Origin of the sequence: Paenibacillus sp. FSL P4-0113 (genome assembly GCF_038009305.1) — a bacterium.
In the GTDB taxonomy this organism is placed as follows: domain Bacteria; phylum Bacillota; class Bacilli; order Paenibacillales; family Paenibacillaceae; genus Paenibacillus; species Paenibacillus polymyxa_D.
Window position 1 is genome coordinate 3,894,984 of record NZ_JBBPAZ010000001.1, and the last position, 19,115, is coordinate 3,914,098.

Here is a 19,115-nt window from a genome sequence, read left to right on the forward strand (position 1 = left end):
CTTTTCTACTGGCAGATGTGGCTTACTCCCTAATAGAGATGCTCCCGGCGGTACTGACTGGGCGAGCAACCCTTCACCTTTTTGAACACTTTGGTAAAATAGCTGGGGTCCGAATAGCCTACCGTGCTGCTAATATCCGAAATGGACATCGTCCCCGACCGTAGTAACTCCGCGGCTTTTTCAACCCGAATTTTGTTCAGATACTCGCTAAAACCTTCTGTATGATGTGCCGTAAAATAACTGGACAAGTAGGAAGGGTTAAAGTGAAAATATTGCCCAAGTGTCGTCAAATTGAGCGTTTCAGCATGATGCTCCTCAATATACTCCAGCAGTTTTTTCATGCTTGCGCTACTTCCTTGCTGTGTTTTAGCCATGATCTGTCTGTTCGCTTCCTCCAAAAAAGTCTCCAGAAGGCGCACGGCTTCATGTACATGAGGGGCATCATTAATTGTTTTGAAATAGGAATATTTCGCCGCATCCAGCTCCTTCATATCATACCCCTGATTCCCGAGCAAAATCGTAATGTTGAACACGATATTTCCGAGAAGCGATTTGAATTCAAAAGCGGTAGAGGTATAGTTACCGGACATGGCGGCTACATAGGATCTCAAATCCTGAAAGGCTGTATCAAAATGCTCACGCTTCATCTCTTCTGTAAACTGTTTTAAGTTGAACGAGCTGTTCACCTGTACAGGCTGAGGAAGTTCGTCTTCTATGAGCAGCGCTGTTCCTGGGAAATAAAAGCGGTAACTCAGCAGTTTTGGCAGTTCATCCTGATAGACGTCACTAATCTGATTGAACTCATCAAATAAATGGCTAACTGCCCAGCCTGTCTGTGGATCGACTCGCTTTGTCTCCTGAGCAACTTCCCTAACCGCAGCCATCCAGGCGTCTACTTCCCGTGGATCAAGATTGGCTAAAAACACAGCCGCATAGCCATCAGATGGCAGTTGTCGCAGTACGATGTACTCACAGGCAGAGGATACTCGATCTGTAAGCTTGGAAAATAGGTCCGAGGCAGAGATGGAGCGCCCTTTATCCTGCTGTGCCAGCTGTTCTATACCTATGAGCGCAAAACGGGCATAAGGAAATGCTTGCTTCAGCAGCTCGGCGTCATAGTCCATGCTATACCCGGAGATCAGCTTTTCGATCACATGATCTATCGTAATTTGACTATTCCCGGCATCTGCTTGATATTGAATGGATGGAATTTTGCGAGCGGTTCTCTGGAGCACTTGGAGCAACTCATCCGTGTCTAGCTTAGGCTTTAAAATATAGTCAGCAACCCCTTGCTGAAAGGTGGATCGCACGTAATTAAACTCGCCGTAACTGCTAAGTACAATGACTTCGATATCTGGATAGTTCTGTCTGACTATGCGCGTCAGCTCCTCGCCATCCATGATCGGCATTACGATATCTGTAATGACAATATGAGGGCGCAAGGTTTCAATCAGCTCCAATGCTTCTTTCCCGTTAGAAGCTTCACCTACAATTCGAAATCCATACTGTTCCCACGATAAATGGTGTTTAATTCCTTGCCGTACCAATATCTCATCATCCACAATCAAAATGTTGCATAGCTCATTCATGGCAGCACTCTCCGTAATTATACCTATTCGAGGATTTTGCAAAAATCCTGATTCAAAAAAGACCTCCATCACGTGGACGTCATATCATCTGAGGCACATATTTGATAACGCTTCCAACTTAGCTTGAATCTAAAGCATTTAACCTTTACATGCTAACATAAACCACACGGGGATTCCAAAAAAAATAGTCCGAATGGCATATAAAACACAAAAAAGGCAGCCGAGAAAACCTCGACAGCCTTAAACAACCGGGATTACCTTATACAGTACCCCAAGTCCGATCTCCTGCCAAATATTTTTCAGTCAAAATAGACAGCAGTTGAATGCCAACCTCATTGTGTCCTCCCTCAGGAAGGATCAGGTCAGCGTATTTCTTGGAAGGCTCAATAAATGCCTCATGCATCGGCTTAACCGTAGTCAGATAGTGATCGTGGATCGAATGGATGGTGCGGCCGCGTTCCTCAATATCGCGAAGAACCCGACGGAGAATACGCACATCAGGGTCCGTATCCACAAATACTTTGATGTCAAGCAGACTGCGGAGCTTTTCGTCTGACAGTACGTGCAGACCCTCCAACATAACGATATGATTTGGCAGAAGCTCTACCGTCTCGTCCGTGGAGCGGGCATGAACCGTAAAATCATACACGGGCGCTTGTGTCGCTTGTCCTTTTTTCAGACATTGGAGATGCTCAATAAGCAATTCGTTGTCAAAGGCAAACGGATGATCATAATTGACCAAAGCACGTTCATCATAACTCAGATGTGAATGGTCTTTATAATAGTTATCCTGAGATATGAAAGTCACTTTATTAGATCCCAGACGCTCAACGACGGCGCGTGCTACCGTCGATTTACCGGAACCTGTACCGCCGGCAATACCAATAATAAGCATGGCGTTTCACTTACCCTTCCCTAAATGTATCCCGATACAACTCAAGTATTGTAGCACAATGCACACTTTTTTTCATCACTGTTGAACTTTGTATTTCTTCCATTTCCGTATCTTGGCTCTGAATGTTTTAAACGGTGCCACCGAGTTGATGTGAATCCATCTTGCCATGGGCCAGTTTGGATTCGTACCCGTCCAATTGTGAACGCCTTGAGTGAAGAGCTCTTCGTGGCTAAGTGTGTCGATCCAATCCAGCCACTTTTGCTCAGTCAACTTGAACATATCGCGTAATTCGCGTAAAGATTGGTGGGAGTAAGTCTTGTAAAATGATTGATATAGTTCGCCTAGTCTGTTCCATTTATAATTGGGGGCGGGCATGATGACGGTTTTTCCTTCCCGTTCGTCTCTGTCCCATGTCATGACAAGATGAAGCCATCCGAGCTGGTAGGCAATCATCTCTGCGGGTGTTTTATCTACTTCAGGGATACGAATATCTTTTTGGCTCTCGTCGATCTCCTGAAACTCACCGTCAAATCGTAAGTAGGAGGCATGAATGGCTTCCTTTAACTCCGATTTGGAAGCGTAGTCGTAGCTGGACATCTCATCGCTCCTTTAAATGATATGGATGATACTCACCCCTTTATATGTACCATTCCCAATATGACAACTGTATGTCTTATTCAAAAATAAAAAAATATCGTTTTTTGTGATTTTATGAAACAGAATTTGGCGTGTTCACGAAACAGGATGCAAAATTAATTGAAAAATTAAGACAAAAGATAAGTAATTAGACATATTTTAATATATATTTAAATGCCTATAATTATTGGAGTATAGCGTTTGAGGGCCCTCATTGGTGTTGGGATATTATTCTCTTCATCAGTACGTTATATACCGTTGGGGCAGGTCATGTCCGATGAACGGTGCAACCTTTGCTTTAGTATTCATGAATCTAACCAAGAAGGGGATTGTTATATGAAATCGAGTTTGCTAAGAAAATGTGCAAGTGTAATGTTAAGCAGTACGTTGGTACTGTCTTTATCATTACCGTTGCTAGGTCATGCACATGCGGATGGGAATTTACAGATAAGTGATGATTTCGAACAAGGAAAAGCTCAAGGCTGGACCGCGGATTCGGGGAACTGGTCTGTGGTCAAGGATGGGAATGGCTCTACATACCAGCAATCTAGTCGAAGCGAAAGCCATTCCGTTAAGGGTAATGCCTCATGGACGAACTATAGCGTGCAAGCAGATGTATATGTAAATGATTTTAATGGCTCCAATCGAGTCTACGTTGCAGGTAGATACACAGATTCCAACAACTTCTACGCAGCATCGTTGTACAACAAGAATGACGGAGCGCTTGAGATTCGAAAAAAAGTCAAAGGCTCTATGAAGACACTGGCTACCAATAAAAAATACAAACTGGACACGAATACATGGTACAGAGTTAAGCTGGAACTATCCGGTTCGGAAATCAAAATGTATGTCAATGATCAACTGGAGCTGTCCGCAACAGACACCAGCCTCACTGCTGGAGCCATTGGTTTGGTGACCTCCAAAGCAGCTGCCGAATTCGATAATGTGATTGTATCCGGTGCTTCTTCTGAGGTAGATCCAGGAACACCGCCTGTGAATCCAACACCAGGTACAGAAAAACCGACTCCTGGAGTGGACCCTGATGTAACCTCTAAAAGTAACTATAATTTGACTGGCTTTTCGTATGGTAATACAGGTGGTGGCAACATTGCGGATACAGATGCCAACTACAAAAAAGTTTACAACGCTGTAGATCTCAACGAAGCACTGAAGAAAGGCAGCAAAGTCAAAGTGATTGAGATTATGAACGATCTTGATCTCGGTTGGAATGAAATTCCTAGTGCTGCCAAAGTAATGCCTTTTAGTGCCAACAATCCTGTACAAACACATCCTGTTCTGAAAAAGACAGGTGTGAGCAAAGTCTATATCGAAAATATGAATGGGGTTACGATTTTCTCGGCCAATGGTGCGAAAATCAAACATGCCGGCTTTGTTATCAAAAGAAGCTCCAATTTGATTTTCCGTAACCTCGAATTTGATGAACTTTGGGAGTGGGATGAAGCAACCAAAGGGAACTATGACAAGAATGACTGGGACTATATTACTGTCGAAGGTGCAAGCTCCAAGGTATGGATCGACCATTGCACATTTAACAAAGCCTATGATGGTCTGGTAGATGTGAAAAAAGGGAGTAACGGAGTTGCGATTTCCTGGTCCTTGTTCAAAGGAGATGACCGCAGCTCCAACAGCTGGGTAACCCAACAAGTCAACGCGATGGAAGCAGACAAGTCTTCCTATCCTATGTACGCTTATCTGAGAAGCAATGCAGTAGGCATGAGTAAAGAAGATATCATTGATATTGCAGCAGGACAAAAGAAGGCGCATCTGATCGGTGCTACGGAAATGGCTTCCGACAATCCAGATTTGGAAGTGACGCTGCATCATAATTACTATCTGGATATTCAGGACCGTATGCCACGTTTGCGTGGTGGTAATGCTCATGCATATAACATCGTTATGGACGATGCCGGATTGGCCAGAGCCAAAAAAAGAATTACTTCTGACATGGCTAAAGCAATTGCCGCCAAGGGATACCATTTTGATGTCGTGGGTAATGGTGCAATTTCAACAGAAAACGGCGCGGTATTGCTAGAAAAGTCTTATTTAATTGATGTGTTTTCTCCAGTGCGTAATAATCAAAAAGATCCTAACAAAGCGGATTACACAGGTAAAATCAAAGCCGAAGACGTGATCTTTTCGGACAACGGTACCGTATTTAGAGGAGGCAGTGACGCTGCGAATAGCCCGTTAGCCCCTTATCCTGCGAAGGCCAAGGGCTTCTCTTGGAATGGGTTCACAACGTTGCCATACAGCTATACTGCCGAAGACCCTGCTAACCTGGTTGCTCAATTGCAGGCCAAGGATGGAGCGGGTGCAGGCAAGCTGAACTGGTCGAGTGAAAACTGGCTCAAAACGGTGTACAATACAGCCGCTACGAAAGATGCAATAGTGGAAGAAGATTCCGAATAGGTAGGCATATAAAAAAGCAGCCAGGACAGATATGCTCTGTTTCTGGTTGCTTTTTTGGTTACCCACGTTTAGGCTGCGTTCGGTATGAGCTTAACCAATAACGACAAATGAGGATACGCCAGCAGGTACGGATCTAACGCGGAATAATACTCCATCATCTCTAAAAGTACGCAGAATATAAGGCTGGTTCGTAGGTGTGCGGACTCTGTTGAATCGGGCAGTACCAAAGCGGTCGAAGCCTGCAGCTTGCACAAAGGTTCCATCTAAACGCCGGAGTGTTGCAAAAAATCCAGACGTGTTAAAAGGTACACCATCATTGTTAGCCCAGATAACTGTAAATCTACGAAGGGTTTGTGTTGGACTCACATTGCGATATCTCGTAACAGGAACCTTTCTGCCCGTAGATTTCAGCGTTTGTGGAGGACGAATGGCCACTTCAAATCAACTCCTTTGTTGTGATGAGATAGTAAATGCACACAAAGGAGTTTTGGACCGTGCTATAAACTACTGCTTCTTAAAAATAGGTATATATTGAACTTGGGACATCATTATGCCCACTCGCGCCGTAGCGTAAAGAGGTCTTTTAACGCGTCTGTAGACAGCTCAGTAATCCAGCCTTCGGTACTGGTTATGATTTGGTCGCTAAGCTGCTGCTTGCTCTCCAGCATTTCATCAATGCGTTCCTCCAGCGTGCCCAGCGAGATAAATTTGTGCACCTGTACATCCTTCGTTTGTCCCATCCGATAGGCTCGGTCTGTGGCCTGATTTTCAACAGCCGGATTCCACCAGCGATCAAAGTGAAAGACGTGGTTGGCTGCCGTCAGATTCAGACCCACCCCCCCGGCTTTGAGCGACAAAATAAACACGGATGGCTGCTCGGCAGGGGGGAGCGTGTGAGATTGGAATTGATCAATCATTCGGTCACGCGCCGTTTTGGACGTGCTACCGTTCAGATAGAGCACAGGCTCTTGCAGCTCCTGAGCGAGTACCCGCTGGAGCATCTGCCCCATACCAATATACTGTGTAAAAATAAGGCAGCGCTCGCCCTCCTCCCGCAGTTCCTTGACCATAGCCAGAATGCGCTCTAGCTTGGATGAACGGCTAATGACCGTCTCAAGATCGGACTGACTATAACCGGAAGCCGCTGCATCCGGGAGTGCCTCCTTGGTTAAGAGGGCTGGGTGGTCGCAAAGCTGCTTCAACTGGGTAAGGGCGGATAAAATGGCTCCTTTCCGTTCAATCCCTTCCAGCTTCTGCATCCGTTCCATCAACTCTTTGACAATCTGGTCATAGAGCGCGCCCTGCTCAGAGGTCAGATGAATGTAGGTTTTCATCTCATTCTTGTCAGGCAAATCAAGCTGTATAGCAGGGTCCTTCTTCTTGCGCCGCAGCATGAAGGGCTGAACCAGCTTTTGCAAATCTAATGTGCGCTGCTCGTTATGTTCCTTCTCAATAGCATTCATAAAACGATTGCTAAAGGCGCGTGAGCTGCCCAGATAACCTGGATTGATAAAATCATAAATGGACCACAGCTCGGACAATCGATTTTCAATAGGTGTCCCGGTCAACGCAATCCGATGACGTGCAGGAAAGCTGCGCACGGCTGTGGATTGCTTGGTTTGCGCATTTTTAATGTTTTGCGCTTCATCCAGGCAGACCGAATCCCAGGTCATGCTTTGTAGCAGCTCTTGATCCAGGGTTGCCGTAGCAAAGGAGGTCAGGATGACATCAGCCTGCTCTACTTCTTCACGGAACAAGTCTCCCTGCTTCCGCCTGCTTCCATAGTGCAGCATCACCTTCAATGAAGGGGCGAAGCGGCTGAGTTCCTTCTGCCAGTTGCCCAGCACCGACGTCGGGCAAATCAGCAGCGAACTGGAGCGGACACCCGTCTCAGCGGCAATTTCCTGTAAGTGCAGTAAATAAGTAATAAATTGCACCGTTTTACCAAGTCCCATGTCATCGGCCAGACAGGCCCCCAGTCCAAAACGCCGTAAAAAGGCAAGCCATGCGTACCCGTCCCTCTGATACGTCCGCAGCTCGGCTTGCAGCCCGTCCGGCACGTCCAATGCAGGCCATTCTGACTGCCGTCCGAGCTGGCTGATCAGCTTCAGCAGATGGGCATTCAGCTCGACTTCCAGCCGGAAGCGTGCCGCATCCTCCGGCTGCTCACCCGAGGCGTCGCCTTCAGGCTCGTCGGCGTTGCCGAGCAGGTGCAGCTGCAAGATGTCCTGAAAGGACAACCCCTGAGCGCTGTCGATCCCGGCCATGGCCCGGCGGATCTGCGCCAGCAGCGCAGGGTCGAGCGCGATCCATTGCCCGCGGAAGCGCACCAAGCGCTCGTTGCGAGCGACCAGCTCGGCGAATTCTGACTCGCTCAGATCGGCATCGCCAATGGCAACGCGCCAATCGAACTGGACAATCGAGTCCAGTCCGAACAGCGAGCTGCCCTTCGTGCGCTCTCCCGCCCCTTCGCCCGGGCGTACCTTGGCCCGCAGCTTCGGCTTCTTGCGGGTAGCTGCCTCCCACCAAGCCGGGAGCAGCACTTGCCAACCGCTTTCCAGCAGACGCTGGCTGTCGGTCGTCAGGAATTGCCACGCCGCTTCGTCGGAGAGCGGGCGATTCAGCACGTCATCACGGCTTCCGGCACGCTGCCCGGCAGGCAAAATCGAGGTCAAGCCTTCTAGCCACCCGGCTGAGCGCTCACGGACATGTGCTGTCCAGGCATCGGGCCATGAGCCGGATGCGTACCCATCATCGGCGAGCTGTACAGACACCAGCAACGCCGGGTCTTGCTTGTCCTGCAACACAAGCTTGAGCTGCCAGGACGGCTCGTCGTCCTCCAGCTCTGGCTCCAGCAGTTGCAGAAGCGGCCGAAAGGGCGCGGTATCGGCTTTCCAGCCGATGGCGATGAGCCAGGCCCGCGCGTCTAGACCCGCCGCGGCTGGGCGGTTGGAGGCGAAGAGAATCGGATATTCTCTTCGCAAATCGGCGGCTTCCGCTTCGGTGCCGTACCAGCGTTGAAATACGGCAGCCGAGAACGCCGCTATCAGCCCATCTTGTTCGTCCTTCTCCAAGTTGCCTAGCAAAGCAAGCTCTGCCGGCTGGATGTTTTCCAGTGCTTCCGCATCCCATTCCCATTGCAGCTTCCCTGCCTGGAACGCCGTGAAGCTGGGCACATAGGCTTTCGCTTCAATACAGTGAGCAAGCGAAGGGATCAGCTGAAGCCATGGGGCATGGGCCTCGTCCCAGATCCATTCGATATGCTTTAGAAGCTCGCGCTCTGCCAGAAAAGGAATCACCTGCTCCGAAGGCAGCAGGATAATATCCGTGTCTTGAACATGTTGAATCTCCAGCTCGGTGCCATAAAACGAAGCCTCATGCCAAGCAAACAAACGCTGCTTCAGAATTTGGCCGGAAATGCTATAGTTCATGGAGGAATCGCCATAGATCAGCGCGTCTCCATAGGTAGTTAATTGGATATGCACGGTAATCGTTTCGGTATATTGGCTCATGATAACAATTTCCCTTTCCGCAATTCCTCCTGTAGCGCCCGCAGGCGGCTATGACGGCTGGTGAAGGTCGTAAAGAACAGCTCCCAGCGTGATTCTTGCTTCATTTTCTTGTACAGCTTGAACAGCCGCTTTAACAGCTTGACTGCTGCTTTATAGCTGGCTCTGTTTTTTTCTAGCACATAGCGTTCTACCGCTTGATGGTAAAAGGGAAGTAGTAACTCAGGCGCGTTCTTTTCAATGGGCTGTAACACGCTCACTCGAAAACTCAAAGGTTCACTGCGTATGCTCAGCTGATAGTCGATCCATGACCGCCATTTCTCGTGAGCAAGCAGTGCCTCTTCATACATCCCCCCGGCAAATGGAAGCATACCCACCAGCGTGTCCCACATGTCCTGCTCCGCTTCTGGAAGGTGCTGCAAAACCAGATCCCAATTATGCATATAATCCTGTAAATGGTCATCCCGATGACTGTGAAGCAGGGGACCGATATGTCGCAATCCGTCCTTGAGACGTGCCCAATCCTCGGCTTTCCGCAACGCCTGTAAGAACAAAAGCAATTGACTGGAAGAGATTTTTAGTGGGAAAACTCGTTCCGCCTCCTGAAGAAGTACCCAGGCTTCATTATCCTGCGATTGGAAAATATGCATCCAGCTGCGAGCCAACATCCACGGAAGCCTTGCTAAAGTAGTGCCGAGATCCTCCTCAGCCGCCTGCAAATGCTGTAATTCCTCCGTATATATGCTGGCGTCCTGTCTTGCGGGATGCACCCAGTACAACCAAAACTGATAATACGCGTCTGAAAAATAAGTACCGTTACGCGATTCTGTCAGCATTTTTCGGCGTAAATAGGCTAAGGTTTCTGCGATACGGGCTTCTTGCATCGGTTCATCGGTCAGCTCCAGTGGACTCTCAAAATCACGCTCGATCGCTTCTTTAAGCTCATCGGCAGCAATTTGCGTGTAATACCCCATATAGGTATGAGAGGGATAGCCTGGCATGGAAGACTGAGGTACCAGCTTTTCCAGCACACGCAGATGAGCATGCAGTCCGTATAGCTGTTGCATGCCGGGTGAAAGCGGCGGCTTCACAGCATAGATCGAGGCTAAAGCGCTTTGGACAAATTGGGAGTTTTGTGTGTTTACATGGTTAAGGGCGATACACTGATCGAACAGATCATGCCACTCTGAAATGGGCATGTCCGGTATTTTACTTGCAGTTTTACTGAGGGCGTTTCTTGTTGTTTCCTTGTGATCCGGTGAAAGATTCGACCGGGAAGGAGGTGTGTTACGCGTGTCAGCTTTTGTCGACAATCGAGTGAATCCCGCCGAATGAGCGTTCACTAAAGCATGTACAGAACGTTCCTGTTCATTCGCGTAATTCAGTAGTACGGCGATCATATGCTTGCAGTTGGCGTGGACAGGGCATGTACATCTGCTGGCAGCAAAAGCGCTCAAGTGGAGATCCACCTCGTATAGCTCGCTTCCATCCACGACAGCTGCAATATGATCGGCATCAGGCATTACGAATTCTTTTACCTTTCCTTGCTTAAAATATTGGAAACCTCGTTTGATCGTCACATCATTAAAATGGTCAGCCACGTTTTGAATAAGCTGTTGCCACTGTATATCATCCATAAGATAGGTTGGTTTCATATGCATTAGTCTCCTAAGAGAGAATAGTTAATCCGATGACTGCTTAACTCTTCCATTATATCAGTTCACGGATATAAATTGAGTGGAGGGAGCAGTTGGAAAATTCCGAAGAATAACCATCGGGTAAAAAGTAAAAATCCCCTTACGCTATAGCATAAGGGGTTTGATTCATTGGCAAGAGCGGGGAGGCATTCTCTATTGTTTCCCATCCGGATTCTCTGTTCGATGGAAGACCATAGAGATAACAAGAAGCACCAAGGGTACTACTGCGCATACAGCAATTCCAAAATAACCTATTATTTTATCGAAGTTGCCTATCTCAACAAAATTTTGGGGATACATGCTCAGGCAAAATAATATAATTAACGGGAGATAACAGATATACCCGTTCCACTTTTGGGTGAGCTGGCTGATCCCCGTTACAATATAGAAATAATAGTTTGAGGCGGTCATGAAAATTTTGATCGTCCACAAAATGATAAATAATATTTCAAATCGTTCCAGGAACGCGCCGGGGAATTCAATTTGCTGTGCAAAAGAAACGACTGGCCATTGCAGTCGGGAAACTTCCTCAACTGACATACAGCCGACGACCATCGTTACCATTAAAATATACAAACCCATTGCAATCGAATAGCCGATCGACCCAGCCTTCCATGCTTTTTGTGGGTGGGTCATCACATTAGTTAGTATAAGGATGGATTCAAAACCCATTGTAGAGAAAGGTATAACTTTAAGTGATTCAAAGATCGGACGCCATCCTTTATGGAAAACAGGGCGCAAATTATCAAGATTAAAATGGTTGACATTAAGAACGACCAACAATAAAAAAACAATAAAGGTTAAAGGAAAAAAAAGCTCGATTAATCGAACCATTGCATGGAGACCGCCCCAGGTCAAATACCCAATAAGCAGAAGAAACGGTAAGAGGATCATACTTATTGGGGTTCTCTCCAGTGCAAGACCTTTGAGGAATTCCGCCATCATTCTACATACAAAAGAGCAGACCATCGTGCAATGTGCAATAAATGCAATATTGATGAGCAGGCCGATGAATTTACCCGCAATCACAGGATTGAGCTCATAGAACGTCTTCCCTGGAAATCTCCGGCACAGTTTAACATGGATAAAAACGACGCCTACCCCAAGCAGACTTGCCAGCAAAAGTCCCTGCCACACGTCGGGCGTTTGTGTCTTTTCCGCGATGGTTCTTGGCAAACTGACAATTCCCACAGCGTACACGGTCGAAGTGACTGTAAGTAAGGCTTGAATTGTGGAGATTTTTTCCTGTTTCATGGAAGGTATGTTGGACATTACTCTCCCTCTCCTTTTGTATAAGCACCTGTTCGTTCAATCTGTACTTCAGCCTGAACGTCGATTGGTATTTGACTGAATGTATCTTGCCAATTTTCCTTTACCCGATCCCAGTAAGCGGGATAGTTCACTTTTACTTTTGTTCCAAAACCGACTACATCTGATCTCATTTCTTTCTGAAGTGTGTTTAGCGATTGGGATAGGGTCTGTTTGATTTCATCTTGCGCCGCTTCTTTGGCGGTTCGGATGAATGATTCCTTCAGGAAGTCTTCAGAATTAACCGAATTTTCGTTTAATTTGATATCTGCTTTAATACGAACCGTGAATGAAAGATCCTGTCCATTGAGGTGGGGAATAAGTTTACTATGGGCATCCTCAACTTCAAAGACCATGTGTTGTTTCGTCTTTGGGTCCTCAGCTTTAATAATGGAACCCTTCGTTTTTCCCAGCATCCAGTTGATCCCGATAACATTCTCTTCGTCCAGCCAATAAGCAAATTTCTTCGTTTTGCCGCTGACCAGAGCTGCTCCTGAGAAGTGATTGCCGTCATTGCTTTCTAGGCATTGAATGAGGAAGTCAGCTCCTTGTGAGATATGTGTAGACATTTCCCCTAATGTTATTCTATAAGGTATTTTTGAGTTGAAATCACTATTTTTAGCCAATGCTTCAAGGTCAATGGAAGGTATCTCTTTATGTTTGCCCATCTTATTGAGCGCTTCTTTCGCATTGCCTTTTACAATCATAACAAGTGATTTTCGACTCGGTTTATAGGAGCGAGTAAACGTATCTAACAATTGGTCGATTCTTGTTTTTTGTATAGCTTGGTCACTAATCAAAATCAAGCGAATAAAACTATATAAAGGAGCACGGGATACCTGCTTGGCCTGTTCCCTGGAAGCAGACTGGATTGAATCTTTGTCAAAGGTTGTTACGTTGCTATACATATTTTTTCTGGATTTCTGCGCTATTAAGTGCTGGTAGGTAAGTTCCAGCATATCCTGCTGATCCGTATCAATGGCGACGCCTTGAATAATACTCAAGTTATCGATCTCTCTGCTATCCCAACAACCGGTGAGGAGAGCAGCACATGCAATCCATGCAGCAAAGCATTTTTGCGCCCATAGGGTTCGACGAAACAGAAAGATGTAAGAGAGCATAGGTTTACTTCCTTTTTCTGTTAGATTGTATTTCGTCCTGTGTCTTTAGCATCATAGGGCGCTTTTTGAGATATTTAAAAGGAACCCGAACCAAAGTATCCTGTTGATCTCTTAGCCGAATTGGAGCTAGAGGCGACAAGTAAGGAACTCCAAAGCTTTTGATCTGGACCATGTGTACGCCTAAACAAATAAAGGCTAAAATTACTCCATACAGCCCATAAATCCCTGCGATCATCATAATGGGGAAACGAAGAAGCCGGATTCCAATACTGCCGCTGTACTGCGGGCTTGCAAAGGACGCAATGGCAGTAAGACCAACGACAATAATCAGAAAAGCACTTACGATCGCTGCCTCGACAGCGGCTTGTCCAATAACAAGACCGCCTACAATCCCGATGACTTGTCCTATGCCTTTAGGTAGCCGCAGACTTGCCTCGCGCAGTATTTCCAATGCTAACTCCATAATTAGAGCTTCCACAAAAACGGGAAAAGGAATTCCTTCCCTTGAGGCAACGATAGACATCACCAGCTCAGGCGGAATTAATCCAGGATGGAAAGAAATAAGTGCAACGTACAGCGAAGGCAGGAATGTTGCAATGAACAGAGCCATTAAACGAAGCATACGAAAAAATGTTCCTAAAGGAAAACGCTCGTAATAATCCTCTGGGGATTGAGCCAGCATCCAGAAGGTCATGGGAGCAATCAGGACAAAAGGAGTGCCATCAAGCATAATGACAACTCTTCCGGACATTAAAGCATTTATAGCTTTATCCGAGCGTTCAGAGGCTTGAATCTGTGGGAACGGAGACCATGAATGTTCCTCAATCCATTGCTCAATAATCCCGGTATCGGAAGCATCGTCCACATCAATCGTTTCGACTCTTCGTTTAACTTCCTGAACTAGCTTCGGATTTGCGATATCTGATATGTACAAAATCGCTAACTTCCGTGAAGATCTTCTTCCTATGGTCATTTTATCTATTTTGAAACTTAGATCTTTGATATGCCGCCTTACCATTGCCAGGTTGCTTTCCAAATCTTCAATAAAACCTTCTCTCGGTCCTCTAACCAAAGTTTCGGTGCTTGGTTCATCGACACTTCGCGACGGAAACTGGCCCGTAGAAGCAAAAAAAACATCATCGGTTCCTTCGATCAGCAGACAGGTATTTCCCGATAACACTTCGTGTACACACGTCTCAAGGTCTGTCTCTTCTTCCATATCGATCGTAAATGCTGTCTGCTGTATCAGCTCCTCCTTTATTTTCTCAGGATTAACTTGGGAGTGGCTTTCACGGATTCCAGTTAAAATGAGCGGCTTGACGATTTGTTCGTTAATGATGCTCGTATCCGCAATACCGGAGAGATAGATCATAATTACATGAATCCCCGTTTGGCCCACATTCATTTTCTTGAAGACGACATCAGGAAGATGACCCAGGGTCTTTTGTAGATGGTCCAATTTCGCCTCGAGTGATCTTGCCATGACTCGTCCTCCTTCAAAAGATATGCATGTAATATGTGTAAAATGGTAATAAATATTCATGGAATGGTAATCTATTGTGTTTGACGATGGAGGAGCTGAAGACGCGAGAGACAGAGGGAGGTCTTTGAGTGTATGTAATAAACAAAAACGAACACCAGTGGTGTCCGTTTTTGGTCATACATATGAGGCGAGGGTGCTCTCTCCCAGAGATAACGCCATATAAATTTCTCCGAGTGGAGTCACTTTTTGAACTCGTAAAAATGTGCCTCCAACATGCTCAGAGAAAGCTCGGCAGTCGTGGCTACCACGATATCTGCCCCTTGCATTTGTGAGGGTGTTCCTACACCGACTGCGAACATTCCGGCACCCTTGATCGCCTGTATGCCAGCCTGTGCGTCCTCTATACCGATACAGTCAGCAGGCTGAACGCCCAGATTTGCGGCTCCGGTGAGGAAAATTTCCGGGTCAGGTTTGCCATGCCGAATGGCGGTAACATCCACCACACTGTCAAAATAGTATGCTAGCTCCAGTCGCTCCAGGATAAATGCTGCATTTTTGCTTGCAGAGGCCAGCGCGATGCCGATTCGGGCTTCACGAAGTTCTGTCAGAAGCGCTTTAATGCCTGGAAGAATGTCCGAGGGAGTTACAGCTGAGATGAGCCGCTGATACTCCGTATTTTTCCGTGTGGCTAGTTCTTGCTTGCCTTCTTCTGAAAACGTATTGGACAGGTTACCGCGCGCCAGTATTTTGTCGAGCGATTCCGTACGGCTGATTCCTTTTAACTGTTCATTAAATTCCCGATCAAAAGGGATGTTCAACGCTGCCGCCAAGCTGCCCCATGCCTGAAAATGGTATTCGGCGGTATCTGTAATGACTCCGTCCAGATCAAAAATGACTGCCTTCATTTGGTTTCCCCCTGTCTGCCCGATTTATGAAACGCTGTTCGTCATTAACGGCTGCCCACTGGTAATGTGCGTTGGCTGTCCATACAGCTCTAGCGTCAGCGGTTCTCCATCCAACAGGGTAATGATCACTTCATTTTCCTGTACGAGAATACTTAGCAAGCGACCGCGATAGTTGATTTTAAACGTATATTTGGTCCAGTCTTGAGGCAAGAAGGGGGAGAAGCTTAATGTTTCATTATAGGTTCTCATCCCGGCAAATCCCTGTACAATCGCCAGCCAGCTTCCCGTCATGGAAGTGATATGAAGGCCGTCTTCGGTATCGTTATTATAGTTATCCAGATCCAGACGGGCCGTCCGCTTATACATCTCGACTGCTTTTTCCTCCATTTTGAGTTCGGCAGCCAGCACGGCGTGAATGGACGGGGACAGACTGGATTCATGAACAGTCATGGGCTCGTAAAATGCAAAATTGCGCGCTTTTTCCTCCAGCGTGAACTGGTCTCCGAAGAAATACAGCCCTTGCAGCACATCTGCCTGCTTAATGAAGCATGAACGCAGGATTTTATCCCATGACCATTTCTGGTTTAGTGGAAGGTTGCTGGGATCAAGGGCGGATACAGGCTGCAAATCCTTATCCATAAAGGTATCGTGTTGTACGAAGACTTCCCGCTCCTCATCATAGGGATAATACATGTGAGTGATGATATCCTGCCAATGTGCAAGCTCATCAGCCGTAACTGCCAGGCGCTGCGCTTTCTCAGTCGAAATTTGAGGCAAGACCGATAGGGTATATTTCAGAACCCATGCAGCCAGCGTGTTGGTATACCAGTTATTATTGACGTTATTTTCGTATTCGTTTGGCCCGGTAACCCCGTGGATCATATACTGCTGCTGGCTTTTGGAAAAATGAACCCGGTCGGCCCAGAAGCGGCTAATTTCGACCAGTACATCTACGCCGTAGTCATGCAGATAGGTCAAGTCCCCCGTATAATTGGTGTAATTGTAAATGGCGTAGGCAATGGCACCGTTACGATGAATTTCCTCGAAGGTAATTTCCCATTCGTTATGGCATTCCACACCCGTAAAAGTGACCATAGGATACAGTGCTCCTCGAAGCCCTTGCTGGGCTGCGTTATGCTTGGCACCCTCCAGTTGTTGATGACGGTACAGCAGCAGATTCCGGGTTACATCCGGGTCTGCGAGCGCCAGGTACATAGGTACGGCATATGCTTCTGTGTCCCAATAGGTGGCACCGCCATATTTTTCACCTGTAAAGCCCTTGGGACCAATGTTCAGACGGGCATCTTCACCGTAGTACGTAGAGAACAGCTGGAAAATGTTAAAGCGTATTCCCTGCTGGGCCTCCGTATCTCCCTCTATTTCTACATCTGCTTTGTCCCAACGTCGGGCCCAAGCTGCGACATGCTCTTGTTTAAGAGAAGTGTAGCTTTTGTTCACAGCTTCTACGGCGATGCGTTCAGCTTGTGGAATCAATGCGTCCTTTTCCATATCTCGTGAAGTGGTAACAGCCACAAATTTTTGCAGCTGGATACTGTCGCCCGGAGCAACGCTGTATTGATAGTGGCGTGCAGCATACAAAAAGCCCTCTTCCGTCGTCTGCTGATCCTGTCCCTCGGTCACAATACCCATGGTAGCGTTTACGGTAAAGCGCGGAATACCGAAGGGATTATCTATAGTTGTTGTGGATAGGCTGATGAATTGTTCCTGAACCTCTCGAGCCTCCTCCAGCCAAAAAACCTCATCATAGTTCGTGTCTTCATTCTTCGTATTGCCGTCCAAATAGGGGACAAGCTCTATAGTTAGAGGTTGCTCACTTATATTCGTTGCTTGGTAATCAATCAGGCATAGCTCACGAGTGATGATGCTCAGAAAACGCTCCGTAGTGATACGAACCTGATCGTTCACGGTGCAGGTGCGTCGCAGGATCCCCTGTTTCATGTCCAACTCCTGCACAAAATCGCTGATGTGTGCCGTAAATAAGTCTACTTCCTCTTGGTTTACGATCAGACGGATGCCGATGAAGTTCATGGCATTGATGACCTTACCAAAATACTCAGGATAGCCGTTTTTCCACCAGCCGACCTTTGTTTTATCGGGGAACCATACACCGGAGATATAAGTTCCTTGATGATGATCCCCAGAATACGTTTCTTCGAAATTGCCGCGCATGCCCATATAACCGTTGCCTATGGACGTTAAGCTTTCCTGTAATCGCATGTGTGTGCTATGTAGAGCGTGTGTTGTCAGCTTCCAACTATCTACGTCAAATAATCGGTTGTAAACCATGAGTGCGTACCCCTCTCGGAAAATGAGATCGTTGTTTTAACGAGACCAATATATGAGCGAGTTCAGTATATAGTGCAACCGTTTGCCCTGTCAACGCAAAAAAACTGATTTTATGGATATCCACAAAATCAGTTCTTGTTCATTTCTTAGAGATTCATAGTACCTGGCTGGATTTGCGCTCCACGATTCGGTGGGGCACAATGATGTGTTTGGTCAGTTCCTTGGGGTCCTCGATTTTTTCAATCAGGCTTTTGGCAGCCTGATAACCCAGAGTAAAGATATCAATATCCACGGATGTAAGAGGAGGATTCATCAGCTCAGCCAGCATTAGATTATTGAAGCTCACCATGGATAACTGCTCTGGCATGGACACGCCTAACTGGGCAAGCATTTTCTGTACGGCCATGGCTACAAGGTCGTCGCTAACGATCATCGCAGTAGGCGGCGGGGTAGCCTGCAATAACGCGCGCATGTCCTCCAGATTAAAGGGTTCTCTGACCACGTATTCTTTCGGTAGAGGCAAGCCAACCTCTCGTAGCGCATCTTGGTAGCCTCGGAGTCTTTCAAGATTCACGATGTGTTCCTGATCACCGCCAACATAAGCAATGCGCTGATGATTCAGCCCAGTCAAATAAGTGACCACATCCTTGGCAGCCTGGTAGTTGTCGTTGTCTACATGGGTGGTTTCGCTGACAAACTGTTGAGGTTTGCCGATTACGGTATAGGGAATTTTTTCTTTGTGAAGATACTCCACGATGCTATCCTTTTGCTTGGAGTACAGGACAATGTAGCCGTCAACGCGTCCGGTCCGGGTCATCAGCTTTACGCGGGATAGCAATTCATCATTCGTTTTGCCTGTGACAATCGACAGTGTATAGTTGTGCTCGTTCACCCATTCGCTGATCCCGCGAAGACTTTCCGGAAAGAAAGGATTTTGAAAGATCGCCACATCCGATTCAGGCATAATAATGCCTATCGACTGTGTGACTCGGTTAGCCAGACTCTGAGCTGAATAGTTGGGTTCATAGCCAAGCGCCTTCATTTCTTTACGGACACGTAACTTGGTAGCTTCGCTGATTTTGGGGCTGTCTTGAATGACGCGGGATACGGTGGAGGTAGCAACATTAGCACGTTTTGCGACATCTTTGATGGTTACTGCCATCGTCTTCGTCTCCTTTTGCTATCTCAAGCAGGAAATATTATGTTCTATCATACGATATTGCTCGAAAATCAAC

General features: G+C 46.9%; 13 protein-coding genes. 1 reads left to right on the forward strand and 12 read right to left on the reverse strand.

What is annotated here, in order from left to right; translation table 11 throughout:
• Positions 1-29 precede the first annotated feature (29 nt).
• From MKX46_RS16770 to MKX46_RS16780, 3 genes are all read right to left on the reverse strand, one after another.
• Positions 30-1,589, reverse strand: coding sequence for a response regulator transcription factor (locus tag MKX46_RS16770; protein WP_069010156.1), 1,560 nt, complete (start codon positions 1,587-1,589; stop codon positions 30-32).
• A 259-nt stretch (positions 1,590-1,848) separates the two neighbouring features.
• Positions 1,849-2,484, reverse strand: coding sequence for a uridine kinase (gene udk / locus MKX46_RS16775; RefSeq protein WP_013308305.1), 636 nt, complete (start codon positions 2,482-2,484; stop codon positions 1,849-1,851).
• A gap of 75 nt (positions 2,485-2,559) precedes the next feature.
• A complete protein-coding gene (locus tag MKX46_RS16780; protein ID WP_029516908.1) occupies positions 2,560-3,081 on the reverse strand; it encodes a ClbS/DfsB family four-helix bundle protein in 522 nt (173 codons plus the stop codon).
• 375 nt (positions 3,082-3,456) lie between these two features.
• Here MKX46_RS16780 and MKX46_RS16785 point away from each other — a divergent pair, with 375 nt between their 5' ends.
• Positions 3,457-5,550, forward strand: coding sequence for a pectate lyase family protein (locus MKX46_RS16785; protein WP_341071509.1), 2,094 nt, complete (start codon positions 3,457-3,459; stop codon positions 5,548-5,550).
• 90 nt (positions 5,551-5,640) lie between these two features.
• Here the strand turns inward: MKX46_RS16785 and MKX46_RS16790 are convergent, their stop codons facing one another.
• The 9 genes from MKX46_RS16790 to MKX46_RS16835 all read right to left on the reverse strand — a co-directional run bounded on the left by MKX46_RS16790 (position 5,641) and on the right by MKX46_RS16835 (position 19,042).
• Positions 5,641-5,985, reverse strand: coding sequence for a hypothetical protein (locus tag MKX46_RS16790; protein ID WP_016820169.1), 345 nt, complete (start codon positions 5,983-5,985; stop codon positions 5,641-5,643).
• A gap of 113 nt (positions 5,986-6,098) precedes the next feature.
• Entirely contained in the window at positions 6,099-9,062 is a 2,964-nt protein-coding gene (locus tag MKX46_RS16795; protein WP_412178862.1) for a DEAD/DEAH box helicase, read from the reverse strand.
• Complete coding sequence (locus MKX46_RS16805) at positions 9,059-10,714, reverse strand: SWIM zinc finger family protein (protein ID WP_341071510.1); 1,656 nt, start codon at positions 10,712-10,714, stop codon at positions 9,059-9,061. The genes MKX46_RS16795 and MKX46_RS16805 overlap by 4 nt, the downstream gene beginning before the upstream one ends.
• 195 nt (positions 10,715-10,909) lie before the next feature.
• Positions 10,910-12,028 carry a GerAB/ArcD/ProY family transporter gene (locus MKX46_RS16810; RefSeq protein WP_341071511.1) on the reverse strand — a complete coding sequence of 373 codons (1,119 nt, stop codon included), beginning with the start codon at positions 12,026-12,028 and terminating at the stop codon, positions 10,910-10,912.
• Positions 12,028-13,185 carry a Ger(x)C family spore germination protein gene (locus MKX46_RS16815; RefSeq protein ID WP_341071512.1) on the reverse strand — a complete coding sequence of 386 codons (1,158 nt, stop codon included), beginning with the start codon at positions 13,183-13,185 and terminating at the stop codon, positions 12,028-12,030. The genes MKX46_RS16810 and MKX46_RS16815 overlap by 1 nt, the downstream gene beginning before the upstream one ends.
• Positions 13,186-13,189: 4 nt before the next feature.
• Positions 13,190-14,668 (reverse strand): spore germination protein, encoded by a 1,479-nt coding sequence (locus MKX46_RS16820; protein ID WP_341071513.1) that lies wholly within the window; start codon positions 14,666-14,668, stop codon positions 13,190-13,192.
• Between the two features lie 239 nt (positions 14,669-14,907).
• Complete coding sequence (gene pgmB, locus MKX46_RS16825) at positions 14,908-15,573, reverse strand: beta-phosphoglucomutase (RefSeq protein WP_029516901.1); 666 nt, start codon at positions 15,571-15,573, stop codon at positions 14,908-14,910.
• 24 nt (positions 15,574-15,597) lie between these two features.
• Positions 15,598-17,880, reverse strand: coding sequence for a glycoside hydrolase family 65 protein (locus tag MKX46_RS16830; protein WP_341071514.1), 2,283 nt, complete (start codon positions 17,878-17,880; stop codon positions 15,598-15,600).
• Between the two features lie 154 nt (positions 17,881-18,034).
• Complete coding sequence (locus tag MKX46_RS16835) at positions 18,035-19,042, reverse strand: LacI family DNA-binding transcriptional regulator (protein WP_029516899.1); 1,008 nt, start codon at positions 19,040-19,042, stop codon at positions 18,035-18,037.
• Positions 19,043-19,115 lie beyond the last annotated feature (73 nt).

Excerpts from the sequence above, each read along its gene's own strand:
- udk (WP_013308305.1), bottom strand. The coding sequence starts at position 2,484 with ATGCTTATTATTGGTATTGCCGGCGGTACAGGTTCCGGTAAATCGACG.
- MKX46_RS16820 (WP_341071513.1), bottom strand. The coding sequence starts at position 14,668 with ATGGCAAGATCACTCGAGGCGAAATTGGACCATCTACAAAAGACCCTG.
- MKX46_RS16770 (WP_069010156.1), bottom strand. The coding sequence starts at position 1,589 with ATGAATGAGCTATGCAACATTTTGATTGTGGATGATGAGATATTGGTA.
- MKX46_RS16830 (WP_341071514.1), bottom strand. The coding sequence starts at position 17,880 with ATGGTTTACAACCGATTATTTGACGTAGATAGTTGGAAGCTGACAACA.
- MKX46_RS16815 (WP_341071512.1), bottom strand. The coding sequence starts at position 13,185 with ATGCTCTCTTACATCTTTCTGTTTCGTCGAACCCTATGGGCGCAAAAA.
- MKX46_RS16805 (WP_341071510.1), bottom strand. The coding sequence starts at position 10,714 with ATGAAACCAACCTATCTTATGGATGATATACAGTGGCAACAGCTTATT.
- pgmB (WP_029516901.1), bottom strand. The coding sequence starts at position 15,573 with ATGAAGGCAGTCATTTTTGATCTGGACGGAGTCATTACAGATACCGCC.
- MKX46_RS16835 (WP_029516899.1), bottom strand. The coding sequence starts at position 19,042 with ATGGCAGTAACCATCAAAGATGTCGCAAAACGTGCTAATGTTGCTACC.
- MKX46_RS16785 (WP_341071509.1), top strand. The coding sequence starts at position 3,457 with ATGAAATCGAGTTTGCTAAGAAAATGTGCAAGTGTAATGTTAAGCAGT.
- MKX46_RS16780 (WP_029516908.1), bottom strand. The coding sequence starts at position 3,081 with ATGTCCAGCTACGACTACGCTTCCAAATCGGAGTTAAAGGAAGCCATT.
- MKX46_RS16795 (WP_412178862.1), bottom strand. The coding sequence starts at position 9,062 with ATGAGCCAATATACCGAAACGATTACCGTGCATATCCAATTAACTACC.
- MKX46_RS16810 (WP_341071511.1), bottom strand. The coding sequence starts at position 12,028 with ATGTCCAACATACCTTCCATGAAACAGGAAAAAATCTCCACAATTCAA.